Below are 12424 nucleotides of genomic sequence, written 5' to 3' on the forward strand. Positions count from 1 at the left end.
CGGTGCTTGTCTCCGACGTCTTGCCCGTTCCCCTCAGTCGCCCCATTCTCGGCCTCCGCTGTGCGCGTCAAGAGCGCTCGCTGGGCTCGCGTCACTCACGTGATGATCTTCGATCACCCTTGACCCGCTTCGCTCCGGCCTACAAATGGCAGCGATCAGGGAACGTCTCAGAGTGGCCATCGTGCGTCATCGATACACGCCCCCCGCGTTCCTCGAGCGTCTCGCACCCACGATGGATGCACACCAACGCGTCTTGTGGTCATCGGCATCGTTGTGGGGCAGACTAGAGGTATGAGCCAGGCCATGAGACGGTTCACACGGCCTTACGTTGCCGCGGAAGCGCTGGACGAGCTGCGCGGGCCGACGCGTGGCATACTCACCTTGCCTCGCCGCATGGACTGGGGACCACAGCGTCCGTTCGATCTCAGCAACGATCGCCACTTGGTGATCATGTACGAGACAGTGCTGAACGAGGCACGCCAGATCGGCGACGTTCGGCAATACATTAACGGCGAGACCCTGGTACGGCTCTGGGACCGCCTCACGCTTCCGCCAGATGTTCGCCGTCTGTGGGAAGAGCGCATACCCGAGTTGCGTAAGCGCTTCGCCGCGTAATGGATGCGTTCCACCGCAGGCTGATCGAGATCGGTCTGAGCGCCGCCGCCCAGCACGGCTTTGCCCTGGCCGGCGGATACGCCGTGCAAGCGCATGACGTCGTCGACCGAGTCAGCGAAGACGTCGATCTCTTTGCTCCGTACGAGCGTCGTGCAGAGATGAACGAGGCGGCAGAGCACACGATCCAGGCGTATCGAGCCGCCGGATTGACGGTGGACACAGAGGTCAACACCGAGACCTACGTCAGGTTGTGGATATCGGACCCCACGACGAATCCCACGGCCGACCCGGAGTACGCGACCAAAGTGGAGCTTGTCGCCACACCGTTGGTTCATGCCCCCGTGCAGCTGAGTATCGGCCCGGTTCTTCACCGCGACGACATCGCCACTGGGAAGATGGGCGCGCTGTACACGCGCGCCGCAGCACGCGACTACATCGACGTCGCGTCGTTGCTGATCGGCGGGCACTACACGGCCCAGGAATTGATCGATCTCGCCACCGCTGATGACGTCGGCTTCGACAAGACCTACTTCGCCCAGATGCTGGCACGCATCACACGCTTCGACGACGAAGACTTTCTGCGATACCAGATCACACCCGCGTACCTGCACGACGTGCGAACCCAAATCGCGGCCTGGCACCGAGATCTGACGGAGGGCAATCACGACGGCCGGCCTCGCACCAGTCAACTGCGACACAACGTCTCACCCAGCGCCCAGCCACCTCAGCACCCACCGTCATCCATGCCCGGGCCAAGCCTGACCTGATTCGAGGACGCCAGGCCCGATGACGGTCGCCTTCAGCGCGACCTTCCCTCGGCAATCTGCTGGACCCTGTTTCGATGCAATCCGAGAGCCTGTCCGATCTCGCCGTAAGAGTTGCCACGTTCGCGTAGCTGGAGCACGGCCTCGCGACGCAACCGGAGAAGCTCCTCTTCCAGGCCGACGACGTCGTTCAACATCTTTGCGATCTCTATCGCGCGTTCCAACGGGTCCTCAAGGGCCTTGAGGCGTTCAAGATCAGACTCCGGATTCTCCACGCAGCGAGCCTAATCGCTCACCAAAGTGTAGCGGCCCCTTGTCGTGCGCGATGGAGCGCGCTACATTGTTCCGCGTAGCGGGGCCGCTACAATCCGACCCGACTTCGGTGCAAACTCCGACCGCGGGGCTCACGCATCCAGACAGGAGGGTCGACCTATTGCCAGGCGGGACCGTCACGGAGGTGCAACTCCGTGACGATCCCTTGATCCCCTCACTGAACACAGCAGGAGGAGACCCGATGAGCAGAATATCGGTGACCACACTCGACGACCGGATCAGCGACACGATCAAGCTCGATGCACTCCAGCAACGGCTGGTCTCGGACCTGATCGCCTGGGACGGCGGGCGATTCGACCCGGAATGCCGCCGCCAGCGCGACGCAGCATCAGAAGCCGTCGAGACGATCGACACCATGCGGCGCAAGCTCGATCAGCTGCGCACCGAGCTTGTCACCGAGATCCGCCGGTACGACGACGAATCAGCTCGGCGCACCGACGAGCTGCTCGCCCGTGTGCGCGCCGAGCGGAACGCGCGGGTGCCTCGATGAGTGACCCACAGATCCGCGAGCAGGTCGAACGCATCGGCGAAACGTACGCCGAGGTGAAGAACGCCATGGCAGACCTCGACCGAGAAATGGTCCGGCTGGAAATCCTGCTCTCCCCGTGGGGTGGCGATAAGCCATGACGGCGAACACCTTCGACCCCAACGCCGGGGGACCAGGCTACATCTACCTGAAGCTCGCCGACCACGTCGTCGCCCTGATCGACGCAGGCCGACTACGGCCTGGTGCCCAACTGTGGCCCGAGCGGCAGATGGCCACCCGATTCCGCGTGTCCATCGGGACCGCTCGCCGCGCCACCGAAGAACTTCGCCAGCGCGGACTCGTCGTCACCCTGCCCGCCAAAGGAACCTACATCACGTGCCCGGCCGGACCCACCGAGCCGGACCCGGAGCAACCGAGCAACGGGCAGGGCTCACGATGACCGAGACCGACGTCGACGGGACGGCTCTTGTGTCCGGCGACGAGCAGGCCCGACGGGTGTTCACGTGTACCCCGGAGCGCGACGGCGATCACTGGCTGGTCCGGTGTGATCAGTACCCGGGCGTCTGTACCCGAACACGAGCCCTCGCCCAAGCGATCGACAATCAGCGACGAAGCCTCGCAGCCATTCTCGATGTCCCACCGGAACACATTGCCGTCGAACTGCGACCGAGACTCCCGGGCGACGCCGCTGAACACGTGAGTAGGGCACGCGAGCTACGCAGCACCGCCGCCTGGGCCAACCACGCCGCCGCACAAGAGATCCGCGCCGCCGCCCGCATCCTGGCCGAGGCCGAACTGTCGCTGCGCGACATCGGCACCATCCTCGGCATCTCCTACCAGCGCGCCCACCAATTGGTCCACAACCGGAAAGCACTGCACAAGCGCAGGCGGTGTTGATGGCGCCCCAGCCGAGGGCTCGTCCTGCGTACCTACGAGATGCGACCCGCATCCGGCGAATGGTGAGCTGTCCATGTCCAGTATTAAGAAACGATCGAACGGTAAGTGGCGGGCACGCTACCGCGATCCCGCAGGCAAGGAGCACGCACGCCATTTTGACCGCAAGGTCGATGCGCAGCGCTGGCTCGACGGGGTCACGACGAGCCTGGTGACCTCTACCTACGTCGATCCCAAACTCGGCGGTATCACCGTGGCGGAGTGGGCTGAGCGCTGGTTGACCACGAAGGTCAACATTGCCAAGTCCACGGTCGACCGATACCAGGGCATCGTGGCCACGCACATTTCGCCTATCTGGGGTGAGGCCAAGATTGCGGACGTGACTCATGACGGCGTCCAGCGGTGGGTTTCCGACCTTTCTGCGGCCGGGCAGTCTCCGGCATCGGTCGTCAAGATTCACCGAGTGTTCAGCCAGCTTCTCAAGTACGCCGTGAAGTCAAAGCGACTCACCGCGAATCCGGCGGAGGGGGTGAATCTGCCCAGAGTCACTGTCCCTGAGAAGCGTTACCTCAGCGCCGTTCAGGTAGACGCATTGGCTCGGGCGGTGGTCGCGATTCGTCCTGAAAGTGGCAGGGCTATAGAGCCGCGAGTACAGCGTGGGCGTGCCACGATGGTTTATGTTCTCGCGTACTGCGGACTCCGATGGGGTGAACTTGCCGCGCTCCGAGTATCGCGTACTGACCTGTCCAGGCGGCGCCTGCATGTCGCTGAGAACGTCGTCGAGATCGAAGGTGGCAAGCTCGATTGGAAGCTCCCCAAGGGCAACGAACGTCGCTGGGTACCGATTCCACAATTCCTAGTACCTCTCATCACGGAGCAGCTGGACGGCAAGGACCCCGGTGATTTAGTCTTCACTTCGACTGAAGGCGCGGTCCTGCGAGTGGGCGGTGCGCGTCGATCGTGGTTCGACCGAGCCGTTGTCGAGTCTTCCGCACCCCACGGTTTCCACCCTCATGAACTACGCCACACGTCGGCGTCCCTGGCCGTCTCCGCGGGAGCGAACGTCAAGGCGCTGCAGCGGATGCTCGGCCACGCGAAGGCGTCGATGACCCTCGACGTTTACGCCGACCTGTTTGACGACGACCTCGAAGCTTTGGCCGAGCAGCTCGACGCGATCGCTCGACGGTCCGCCGAGACTGGTGGTTGGACATCCTGCTGAGTACGCCAGATACGAGACGACACTCACCTGAACCACCGAGCCTTGATCGCAAAGCACCAGAGAGATGTCATAGCGCAATGCACGATATGTCGAAGCTGGTCCACGATTGGGTGAACCTTCACCCACGACCGTTACTGCTGGTTGGTGACCTTCAGCCAAGTGTCCTATATTCAGGCCGCGAACGGCTCGCCGCATATAAGGCAGTGGATGTGGCCGGTTGAGTCTTCGGGCACCTTGACCGGCTCATTGGGATGGCACGGCGGTTCGACGATGACCATGTCATCGGGTTCGTGGAGAGGTTCGGGCGTGGGCAAGTCGAGGCTGAAGTTGCGGTTTGGCTTGAACTCGATGTTCTTCGCCCCCTTGAACATGTCCGCCATAGAGTCCTGGACGATCTGATCGATCTGTGGACCAGCCATCCCTTGGGCGTGATCTAGCTGCGCCGGTGTCCACCACGAGTCCGTATCCGCAGATACGCCACACAACGGGCAGAAATACTGGTCCGCCAATTCAGCATCCGTGTCGCCCTCATCGTGGCTGAACCACTTGAACTCTCTTTCGCATGTCGGGCACTCTCGGCGCAGGAAGCCGTCCGAGTCGAGGGGAAGGCTTACAGATACCCGGATCTCGTCATCCATCGGATCATCCGTTCACATCGAGGAACACATCTTGCGAGAATCGCTCGCCGCTCTCTGTGCGGGCAGTGATCGTCAGGTCGAAGGCACTCTTGAGATGAGATCCCCCGAAGAACCGGTTCTGATTCATGGCATCAACGGTCACGTACTTGCCTTCGCCGGGGATTTTGTCAATGACGTCAACTCGTTGGAGGTCGAGGGCTGTTTCAGCGGGCGCGGACAGGGCGACCTCGTAAGCCGTCTCAGTTCCTCGGTTGATGATCTGGAGCTTTCCCAGCTTGTTGCCGCCCTGATCCAGGTACTTGACATCGAAGTCGATCGCTGACCGCGTACGGCCCGTGCTCGGCACACGTCGACCAAGTGGTAGCCCATCGCCCGGCGGCGGTGGAGCGGTGAAATCCCCTGTGGACTGCCAATCGGTGCCGTTCAAGTCGACGGGGCATCCGGCCGTCTTTAGCCGGGCGGCCAGAGCCTGACGCTGGGCAACGTTGTCGGACAGGCGTACGGTGTGCCGGCCAGCCACGTCGCTGAAGGGGCGGACAGTTCCTACTTCGACCAGGACGGTTCGGTCGGGACTTCGTCCCAGCGCCATACCCGCTTCGAAGAGCACGTTCGGACGAGCCTGTGCCGCCGCATGAATGTCTGGATCATCCTCGCCGTGCCCGTAGCGGGGCTGGAGGTATGCCACCTCGTCAGGAGTCATAAGGACAACAACAGCCTGTGCATGAGTGAACGCCGCATCGAGGATCTCGCCGATGTACGGAGAGCCTTTTCCGGTGAGTTCGACGGCGCGTGTCCACTCCATCGGCTTGAGATCGATGCTGCGGAGGAAGTCGAACAGTGCTTTCCTCAGCGCTTCATTGCGTCCGTGAACCACGAAAACGCTCCGCTTGTCGATCTTCGTGATCAGTTCAGCGGCTGTGCCGTCGTTGGTAGTGGCCATGTCTTCGCTTCCGTCGAGAGATCGCCCGTGTTGGTCTCGCGATGAGACCGCAACAACCATAGCTGTCGGCCCCGACAGAATTGTGGCGACCGATATCGGCTGCCTCTGATACCACGGCGGACGGCGTGCGAATGTAGACCGCTGGGCATCTTGCGGACTGTGTGCGGACTGCGGCGGATATGAGGAGAGGCCCATCGGAATCGATGAGCCTCTGACCTGCGGTGATGCTGGCGGTCCTGACGGGACTTGAACCCGCGACCTCCGCCTTGACAGGGCGGCGAGCACTCCAGACTGCTCCACAGGACCTTGCTTGCATGCATGTGACTGCCGCCCCAGTATGTCATGCCACTGAGAGGCACCCAGCATCCCCAACGGGATTCGAACCCGCGTTGCCGCCTTGAAAGGGCGGAGTCCTAGGCCGCTAGACGATGGGGACTAGCCCATTGACGATGTGGCCCTTGGCTCATCGCCGTCGGGGACTCATGAATCATAGGATGCCGAGGCGCGGAAATCCAAACCGACAGCGTACGGGCCTGCGACCAGGGATTTCGCCTGTTCAGCGGCTCGGCTCACGGGCTGGGGTCCGGGTTCGGCTCGGTCGTGTTCTCGGCTTGGTCCTCGTTCGGCGTCGGAGTCGGGGTCGGGGTCGGGAGCTCGAGGTCCTCCTCCTGCTCGTCGTCGCCGGTCTCCTCATCGGCACCGTGGCGTTCGATCTGCGCCGTCGTCAAGCCCAGCCCGCCCAGCGTGATGTCGTCCCATGCGACGAGCTCCTTCGACTCCCGGTTGAAATAGAGGACGCTGAGCATCACCGGCGTCGGCTCCTCGCCTGCCACGCCTCGCAGCCCGGCACCGCCGGTCGAGCCCTGCATCATGACCCGGGTGCCCTCGTCGAGCACGTAGGTGTTGCGGCGATGGCCGTGACCCGACAGCACCAGCGGCGCCACGCCGTCCAGGAGCTGTGCATGCGACGGGTCGTGGTAAACGAGGACATCCGCCGGGGGATCGAGGTCGCGCGCGAGTTCGGCGAACTCCTCCGTGCCGGTGAGGATGTCCTGGGAGGCGGTACCGCGCGTCTCCTGGTCCGGCGTGAAACGCGGGTCTGGCGCGCCGAAGAAGCGCAGGCCGGCCACCTCGACCGGCTCTCCATCGAGCACGATCGCGTTGGGCTGCGCGGCGACAGCGGCCGCCGTCGTGACCGAGTCGTGGTTTCCCTTGACGAAGATGTACGGCCGGTCCAGGTTGCCGATCGGGCGGACGTAGCTGTTCTCCAGCGGCGTCCCGTGGTCGGCGATGTCACCGGCGTCGACGATGACGTCGACGTCGTACTGCTCGGCCACGGAGTCGATGATGCTCCACGCCGTTGCACTCAAGTGCAGGTCAGCGACGTGAAGGACGCGGATGGAGTCGTCGTTGGGGGCGAACGTCGGCAGCGACAGCGTGGTGTTGTACAGGGCGCTGACATTCGTCACCAGCGCCGCCAACTGCTCAGCGTAGGCGTCCACGTTGGCGGCGATGAACTCGGCGTTCTCCACCAACCCAGGCGCAGCCGTGATCAGGCCGGTGTAGGTCGGCGTGCGGGCGGCTTCAGCGTCGAACGTCGCCGCAGCCAGGCCGTACGACCCGCCCACGGCGCCGAGCGCGACCGCTCCGGCCAGCAGCGCGCGGCGGACCGAGCGCATCACCAACGCCACGCCGACGGTGGCGCCGATCATCGCGACGATCGCTCCCCGGATGCCGGCGGCGATGATGACGCCTTGCAGGTCATCGACGACTTCCTCGTCCAAGGACGCGAACGTCGTCGGATTGTCGATGATCTTCCGGAGCCCGGTCTCCTCCACTGCGCGGACGCTGATGTCCAAGGTGAGCGGCGCGCTGTGCGAATCGATGTGCAACGCGCCGATCGGGTTGACCCGCACGATCGACTTGCCGTCGAACGACGGCTCGATCGACGCATCGACGACGAGCGGCCCCACCACACCCTGCGCCGTTCCGGCGACCGCGAGCGCGATCCAGGCGCCGCTGAACGCCAGCACGATCGTCACCAATGTCGCGCCGTGCCGCTGGAGGAATGGGGGTATCGGCGGGCGACGGAGGTGCGGGTGCAAGCGCTCCCATTGCTCGCGCCACCTCCGAAGGCGGCTGCGCTCCTGGGGAGGCACCTGCCGCTCGTCTTCGGCAACCACGTCCACGGTACCGTGGTAGCACATGCCAGCACGTATCTACACTGATGCAGTTCAGACGGGGTTGTTCGAGGGTGCTTGAGCTGACCGAGGATGAGTTCGAGGCGCTGGTAGCCGATGCCCTCGATGAGATCCCAGCCGAGCTTTCCCAGGTCATGGACAATGTCGTCATCATGGTGGAAGACGAGGCGCCTGACGAGGAGCCGGAACTGCTCGGGCTCTATGAGGGCACGCCGCTGACCGACCGCGGCGATTACACGGGCGTGCTGCCGGACGTCATCCGGCTGTTCCGTCTCCCGATCCTGCGGATCTGCGAAACCCACGAGGATGTGCTCGACGAGATCGCGATCACGGTGGTGCACGAGATCGCCCACCACTTCGGGATCGACGACGACCGTCTGCACGAACTCGGCTGGGCGTGACCACGCAGCTCACGCATCACGAATGGACACGCCGGCCGGGAGAAGAATGGTACGGACGCCGGACCGGGAACGCCTCTCGGCGCAAAGGCCGCTCGTAGCGGCTAATAAGTGGGACCCGGGGTTACCACGGTCCGACGCCCAGCGAGGGCCCGAAGGCTGTCGCCATCAACGAAGTTACCCGATTCGCCCGGCGATCTCGAAATCGAAGCGGACCCGTCTCGCTGGGTGAGCCTTCAGTGCAGTTCGTCTCTGCGCCACAGTTTCGCTGCATGCTCCAGCTCTTCGGCCATGCGCAGGTTGCCTCCCGCCAGCCGCACCTGACGGTCCCGCTCGTCGTGGTCCGTGGCGTCGTCGGCGACGTGCGCCCGGCCGGTCGCCACCACGCGGCAGAAGGCTCCGGCGCGCTCTAGCGCCACGGCGAAATCACCGTCGAACGCGCGGCTCAGGACGGTGTCGCCGAGGGTGGCGACCTCGCGCGGTCCCGGGGGTTGTTCCACCCCCGCCACCGCCATCGACACCTCGGCGGTGAGCTGCCCGGCCGTGAACAGTCGGGCGGCCTCTTCCCCGTTCCGGTGCACCCAGCTGCGCAGTAGATACAGCGACCACAACGTCCCCGGCAGGGTGGCCGGGCCAGACTCCCGCCACAGTTCGGCGAGCTCGTCCAGTCCGACCTGATCGGCCAGCCTTACCAGTCGCTCGGTGGTGCCCGGGCTGGCGTCCTGCGCGCGGCCGGCGTTCAGCACCGCAGCGGCGGTGGCATGGGCCAACGCGATCCGGTCGGCGGGGTCGGGGTCGCCGGGCAGATTGGGCATGTCGCCGCGCAGCGACGGGCGACGGGGCTGCCGGTAATCGTCATTGTTCATATCGCGTCGCAGATATCGGATCGAGGGCGGCCGTCAGAGCGTGACCGTGTCTGCCGTCTCGAGCAGGCGGAGCTCCGTCCGTTCCGGCCCGAGCCGCTGGAAATGCCCGTAATACAGCTCAGGCTTGGCGAGGATCGCCTGGTGGATCGGGATGGCCACGGCCGGTGACACGGCGCGGAGGAAGTCGATCGCCTCGGAGAGCTTCTGCCACGGTGCCGCGGTCGGCAGGCCGAGGATCTCCACGTCCACCGGTGGCGGAGTGAATGAGTCGCCCGGGTGGAAGAACCGCCCGTCGAACAGGTAACCGACGTTCGGCACAACGGGGATCTCCGGGTGGATGACGGCGTGCTGCTCGCCGTGGACGTCGACACCGACACCCAGGTCGAGGTGGTCCCCGGCCTGCACGGTGGTGGCCTCGATGTGCATGCCGGCGAGGACCTCGGCCGTGCCTGGGTCGGTGTACAGGGCGGCGTCCGGGTTGCGGTCCAGCACCTGTGGGAGCCGCTCGACGTCCAGGTGGTCCGGGTGCTGATGGGTGACGAGCACCGCCGTCAGCCCTGTGAGCTCCTCGAAACCGTGCGAGAAATTGCCCGGGTCGACCAGCACGCGTGCGTCACCGTGCTCGACGAGAACGCAGGAATGCTCGTACTTCGTCAGCTTCATTCCCTCGAGTCTATGGCCCACCGGGGACACTGACGACGGGTCGCCGCCGCCGATCGACGGCACGGCCGGCCATCCGGTCCGCCCGCCGGAGAGCCGCGGTCGGGTGATCACTCCGCGTCGCGGCCGCCTCCCGGCTGCCACAGCACGTCGCCCGCGTGCCGGTTCGCGTAGCGGGCCATGATGAACAACAGGTCCGACAACCGGTTGAGATACTTCGCGGTCAACGGGTTGACCCCGCCGTCGTCGCCGTCGCCGTAGGTCTGCAGGGCGTGCCAGGCGGAGCGCTCGGCCCGCCGTACCGTCGTCGTAGCGACGTGCAGGTGCGTGGCCGTGACGGTTCCACCGGGGAGGATGAACGAGCGCAGCTTGGGCAGGTCGGCGTTGAAACGGTCACAGTCGGCTTCGAGTTCGTCGATCCACTCGGAGTGAACCCGCAGCGGCGGGTGTTCGTAGCTGGGCTTCAGCGGCAGGCACAAGTCTGCTCCGACGTCGAACAGGTCGTTCTGCACCCGGGTGAGCGACGCGAGCGCGTCCTCGCCCAGCTCACCGCCGCCGCTGCCGCTGCGTTCGGCCGCGACCGCCACCCCGATGGTGGCGTTGGCCTCGTTGGTGTCCGCGTACGCCGCCAGGCGCGGGTCGGTCTTGCTGGTGCGGCTGAAATCGCCGAGGCCGGTGGTGCCGTCGTCTCCGGTGCGCGTGTAGATCTTCGTCAGGTTGACCACACCACTCACACTACGACTGCTCCGGTGAGCATCAAGCGTTGAACGGACGATGACCGGGCCAACTGTTGATGATCACGCGACCGGGCGGGTGGTACGCTCGCCAGCTGTGATGGGTCCCGGTCAGGGTGTGGCGCGCGTGGCGCGTGGCTCCGTCCTGGCCGTGTGCTGCCTCGCGATGTCCCTGGTAGCGCACGCGGCCGCCGGCGGCGCCGTCCACGTCACGTCCGGTACCGTCGTCGGCGGGTTGGCGTTGTCAGGTATGTGCATCGCCGCCGCAGACGCCCGGCGCTCGTTCGGTGGCATCCTCACCGTGGTGCTGCTCTCCCAGATCGGTCTTCACCTGTTCGCGGGTGCGGGCGGCCACCACGTCGAGTCGTCCGGCTACGGATGGAGCCCGGGCATGGTGGCCTCGCACGCCGTTGCCGCTGTCGCGGTCAGCGTGCTGCTGGCCCACGCCGAGCGCCTGGTGTGGGCGTTGTGGAGCCTCACCCGGTTGCCCCGCGTGCCGTTGCTCGGTGATCCGGCGCCGGCGCTGAACAGTCTGATCATCGTCCGCAGCTATCGGCCGAAGCCAGTCGCCTGCAGTGCGCTCTGGCTCGGCGGTCCGGGAACGCGCGGACCTCCTCGTTGACAGCGCGCCCGACGGGCCACTGCGGCGACATCGCTGCGGTGCGCTTGCCGGGCCGTTCTTGCGTTACCGCCGCGCCACCGGTGCGCCGTCGACGAGTGCCGCCGCTCGGTCCGCGCTCGGCGGTGCGCGTATCCGATCGCGCGATCAACCTGTCTTTCGAGGAGCATCTCCATGTCTATCTCCATGTCCACCCGCGCCCGCCGCACGGCCCTCGCCCTCGCCGGAGCCTCTGCACTGGTGTTCGGCGGAGCCGCCATCGCCGGTGCCCACGTCACCGTCAGCCCAGAGGAAGCGTCGGCCGGGTCTTATACGGTGCTGACCTTCTCGGTGCCGCACGGCTGTGACGGTTCGGCGACGACGGAGGTCGCCATCGACATCCCGGACGCCGTGGCGGGCGTTACGCCGACGCTCAACCCGAACTGGGATGTCGAACTGTTGAAGGATGACGGGTCACCGGCCGAGGGTGAACCCGCGTCCCGGATCGTCTACACCGCACACGAGCCGCTTCCGGACGACTTGCGGGACGCCTTCGAGCTGTCCGTCGCCATGCCGGACCAGGCCGGTGAGACCCTGGCGTTTCCGGTGATCCAGACCTGCGAGCAGGGCCAGACCGCCTGGGACGAAATCCCCGAGGACGGTCAGGACCCGCACGAGCTGGAACGACCGGCGCCCACCGTCGTCGTGGTCGAGGCCGAGGACGACGGGCACGGGGGCGCTTCCGACGGTTCCGGCCACGGCGGCGACGGCTCCGGGGGCGACGGTCAGACCGACGAAGGAACGGCCGACGACGTCGCCGCGGGCGACGGAACCGCGGGCGACGGATCGGACACCGACGCGCTGAGCGTGGCGGGTCTAGGTGCAGGCGTCGTCGGCATCGTGCTCGGCGGCGCCGCGCTCCTCTACGCGCGCCAGCGCATCCGCGCCCAGCACTGATCCGGCCGCGGTCCCGGCCGGGGCCCGCCTGTGTGCGGACGTGACCGGGGCCTGCCTGTGTGCGGACCTGGCCGGGGCCTGCCTGTGTGCGGTCCCGGCCGGGCCTGTCCGCGTTTCCGT

The 12424-nt window shown here is 65.7% G+C and carries 17 protein-coding genes and 2 tRNA genes; 10 read left to right on the forward strand and 9 right to left on the reverse strand.

Annotated elements, in window-relative coordinates:
- Positions 1-291: 291 nt before the first annotated feature.
- Entirely contained in the window at positions 292-615 is a 324-nt protein-coding gene (locus tag G1H10_RS27095; RefSeq protein WP_163743856.1) for a hypothetical protein, read from the forward strand.
- Complete coding sequence (locus G1H10_RS27100) at positions 615-1382, forward strand: nucleotidyl transferase AbiEii/AbiGii toxin family protein (RefSeq protein ID WP_163743858.1); 768 nt, start codon at positions 615-617, stop codon at positions 1380-1382. Before G1H10_RS27095 ends, G1H10_RS27100 begins: the two co-directional genes overlap by 1 nt.
- 32 nt (positions 1383-1414) lie before the next feature.
- On the opposite strand, the gene G1H10_RS27105 is transcribed toward G1H10_RS27100, so the two are convergent.
- Positions 1415-1654 (reverse strand): hypothetical protein, encoded by a 240-nt coding sequence (locus tag G1H10_RS27105; RefSeq protein WP_163743860.1) that lies wholly within the window; start codon positions 1652-1654, stop codon positions 1415-1417.
- A 239-nt stretch (positions 1655-1893) separates the two neighbouring features.
- On the opposite strand from G1H10_RS27105, the gene G1H10_RS27110 reads away from it, so the two are divergent.
- From G1H10_RS27110 to G1H10_RS27130, 5 genes are all read left to right on the forward strand, one after another.
- Complete coding sequence (locus tag G1H10_RS27110) at positions 1894-2202, forward strand: hypothetical protein (protein WP_163743862.1); 309 nt, start codon at positions 1894-1896, stop codon at positions 2200-2202.
- Complete coding sequence (locus G1H10_RS27115) at positions 2199-2339, forward strand: hypothetical protein (RefSeq protein ID WP_163743864.1); 141 nt, start codon at positions 2199-2201, stop codon at positions 2337-2339. Before G1H10_RS27110 ends, G1H10_RS27115 begins: the two co-directional genes overlap by 4 nt.
- On the forward strand, positions 2336-2638 hold the full coding sequence (locus G1H10_RS27120; protein ID WP_163743866.1) for a winged helix-turn-helix domain-containing protein: 303 nt from the start codon (positions 2336-2338) through the stop codon (positions 2636-2638). The genes G1H10_RS27115 and G1H10_RS27120 overlap by 4 nt, the downstream gene beginning before the upstream one ends.
- Positions 2635-3096 carry a hypothetical protein gene (locus G1H10_RS27125; protein ID WP_163743868.1) on the forward strand — a complete coding sequence of 154 codons (462 nt, stop codon included), beginning with the start codon at positions 2635-2637 and terminating at the stop codon, positions 3094-3096. The genes G1H10_RS27120 and G1H10_RS27125 overlap by 4 nt, the downstream gene beginning before the upstream one ends.
- 73 nt (positions 3097-3169) lie before the next feature.
- The gene (locus G1H10_RS27130) at positions 3170-4312 is read left to right on the forward strand and encodes a tyrosine-type recombinase/integrase (RefSeq protein WP_163743870.1); all 1143 of its coding nucleotides are present in this window, start codon (positions 3170-3172) and stop codon (positions 4310-4312) included.
- A gap of 170 nt (positions 4313-4482) precedes the next feature.
- Here the strand turns inward: G1H10_RS27130 and G1H10_RS27135 are convergent, their stop codons facing one another.
- The 5 genes from G1H10_RS27135 to G1H10_RS27155 form a co-directional block, all read right to left on the reverse strand.
- Positions 4483-4950 carry a hypothetical protein gene (locus G1H10_RS27135; RefSeq protein ID WP_163743872.1) on the reverse strand — a complete coding sequence of 156 codons (468 nt, stop codon included), beginning with the start codon at positions 4948-4950 and terminating at the stop codon, positions 4483-4485.
- A 4-nt stretch (positions 4951-4954) separates the two neighbouring features.
- Complete coding sequence (locus G1H10_RS27140; protein WP_163743874.1) at positions 4955-5890, reverse strand: TIR domain-containing protein; 936 nt, start codon at positions 5888-5890, stop codon at positions 4955-4957.
- 228 nt (positions 5891-6118) lie between these two features.
- Positions 6119-6196, reverse strand: a tRNA-Asp gene (locus tag G1H10_RS27145).
- Positions 6197-6253: 57 nt separating this feature from the next.
- A tRNA-Glu gene (locus G1H10_RS27150) sits at positions 6254-6326 on the reverse strand.
- Positions 6327-6459: 133 nt separating this feature from the next.
- Entirely contained in the window at positions 6460-8079 is a 1620-nt protein-coding gene (locus tag G1H10_RS27155) for a metallophosphoesterase (protein WP_163743876.1), read from the reverse strand.
- Positions 8080-8117: 38 nt separating this feature from the next.
- Here G1H10_RS27155 and G1H10_RS27160 point away from each other — a divergent pair, with 38 nt between their 5' ends.
- A complete protein-coding gene (locus tag G1H10_RS27160) occupies positions 8118-8492 on the forward strand; it encodes a metallopeptidase family protein (RefSeq protein WP_174264705.1) in 375 nt (124 codons plus the stop codon).
- A 233-nt stretch (positions 8493-8725) separates the two neighbouring features.
- Here the strand turns inward: G1H10_RS27160 and G1H10_RS27165 are convergent, their stop codons facing one another.
- The 3 genes from G1H10_RS27165 to G1H10_RS27175 form a co-directional block, all read right to left on the reverse strand.
- Complete coding sequence (locus G1H10_RS27165; protein WP_163743880.1) at positions 8726-9355, reverse strand: hypothetical protein; 630 nt, start codon at positions 9353-9355, stop codon at positions 8726-8728.
- 33 nt (positions 9356-9388) lie between these two features.
- Positions 9389-10018 carry an MBL fold metallo-hydrolase gene (locus G1H10_RS27170; RefSeq protein ID WP_163743882.1) on the reverse strand — a complete coding sequence of 210 codons (630 nt, stop codon included), beginning with the start codon at positions 10016-10018 and terminating at the stop codon, positions 9389-9391.
- 107 nt (positions 10019-10125) lie between these two features.
- Complete coding sequence (locus G1H10_RS27175; RefSeq protein ID WP_163743884.1) at positions 10126-10740, reverse strand: cob(I)yrinic acid a,c-diamide adenosyltransferase; 615 nt, start codon at positions 10738-10740, stop codon at positions 10126-10128.
- A 106-nt stretch (positions 10741-10846) separates the two neighbouring features.
- Here G1H10_RS27175 and G1H10_RS27180 point away from each other — a divergent pair, with 106 nt between their 5' ends.
- Both G1H10_RS27180 and G1H10_RS27185 read left to right on the forward strand, forming a co-directional pair.
- A complete protein-coding gene (locus tag G1H10_RS27180) occupies positions 10847-11371 on the forward strand; it encodes a hypothetical protein (RefSeq protein ID WP_216853706.1) in 525 nt (174 codons plus the stop codon).
- 171 nt (positions 11372-11542) lie between these two features.
- Entirely contained in the window at positions 11543-12304 is a 762-nt protein-coding gene (locus G1H10_RS27185) for a YcnI family copper-binding membrane protein (RefSeq protein WP_216853707.1), read from the forward strand.
- Positions 12305-12424 lie beyond the last annotated feature (120 nt).

It is taken from the genome of Phytoactinopolyspora halotolerans, assembly GCF_010550675.1.
Taxonomy (GTDB): domain Bacteria; phylum Actinomycetota; class Actinomycetes; order Jiangellales; family Jiangellaceae; genus Phytoactinopolyspora; species Phytoactinopolyspora halotolerans.

Excerpts from the sequence above, each read along its gene's own strand:
- G1H10_RS27095 (WP_163743856.1), top strand. The coding sequence starts at position 292 with ATGAGCCAGGCCATGAGACGGTTCACACGGCCTTACGTTGCCGCGGAA.
- G1H10_RS27100 (WP_163743858.1), top strand. The coding sequence starts at position 615 with ATGGATGCGTTCCACCGCAGGCTGATCGAGATCGGTCTGAGCGCCGCC.
- G1H10_RS27120 (WP_163743866.1), top strand. The coding sequence starts at position 2,336 with ATGACGGCGAACACCTTCGACCCCAACGCCGGGGGACCAGGCTACATC.
- G1H10_RS27140 (WP_163743874.1), bottom strand. The coding sequence starts at position 5,890 with ATGGCCACTACCAACGACGGCACAGCCGCTGAACTGATCACGAAGATC.
- G1H10_RS27160 (WP_174264705.1), top strand. The coding sequence starts at position 8,118 with ATGCAGTTCAGACGGGGTTGTTCGAGGGTGCTTGAGCTGACCGAGGAT.
- G1H10_RS27170 (WP_163743882.1), bottom strand. The coding sequence starts at position 10,018 with ATGAAGCTGACGAAGTACGAGCATTCCTGCGTTCTCGTCGAGCACGGT.
- G1H10_RS27110 (WP_163743862.1), top strand. The coding sequence starts at position 1,894 with ATGAGCAGAATATCGGTGACCACACTCGACGACCGGATCAGCGACACG.
- G1H10_RS27165 (WP_163743880.1), bottom strand. The coding sequence starts at position 9,355 with ATGAACAATGACGATTACCGGCAGCCCCGTCGCCCGTCGCTGCGCGGC.
- G1H10_RS27135 (WP_163743872.1), bottom strand. The coding sequence starts at position 4,950 with ATGGATGACGAGATCCGGGTATCTGTAAGCCTTCCCCTCGACTCGGAC.
- G1H10_RS27185 (WP_216853707.1), top strand. The coding sequence starts at position 11,543 with ATGTCTATCTCCATGTCCACCCGCGCCCGCCGCACGGCCCTCGCCCTC.
- G1H10_RS27130 (WP_163743870.1), top strand. The coding sequence starts at position 3,170 with ATGTCCAGTATTAAGAAACGATCGAACGGTAAGTGGCGGGCACGCTAC.
- G1H10_RS27115 (WP_163743864.1), top strand. The coding sequence starts at position 2,199 with ATGAGTGACCCACAGATCCGCGAGCAGGTCGAACGCATCGGCGAAACG.
- G1H10_RS27125 (WP_163743868.1), top strand. The coding sequence starts at position 2,635 with ATGACCGAGACCGACGTCGACGGGACGGCTCTTGTGTCCGGCGACGAG.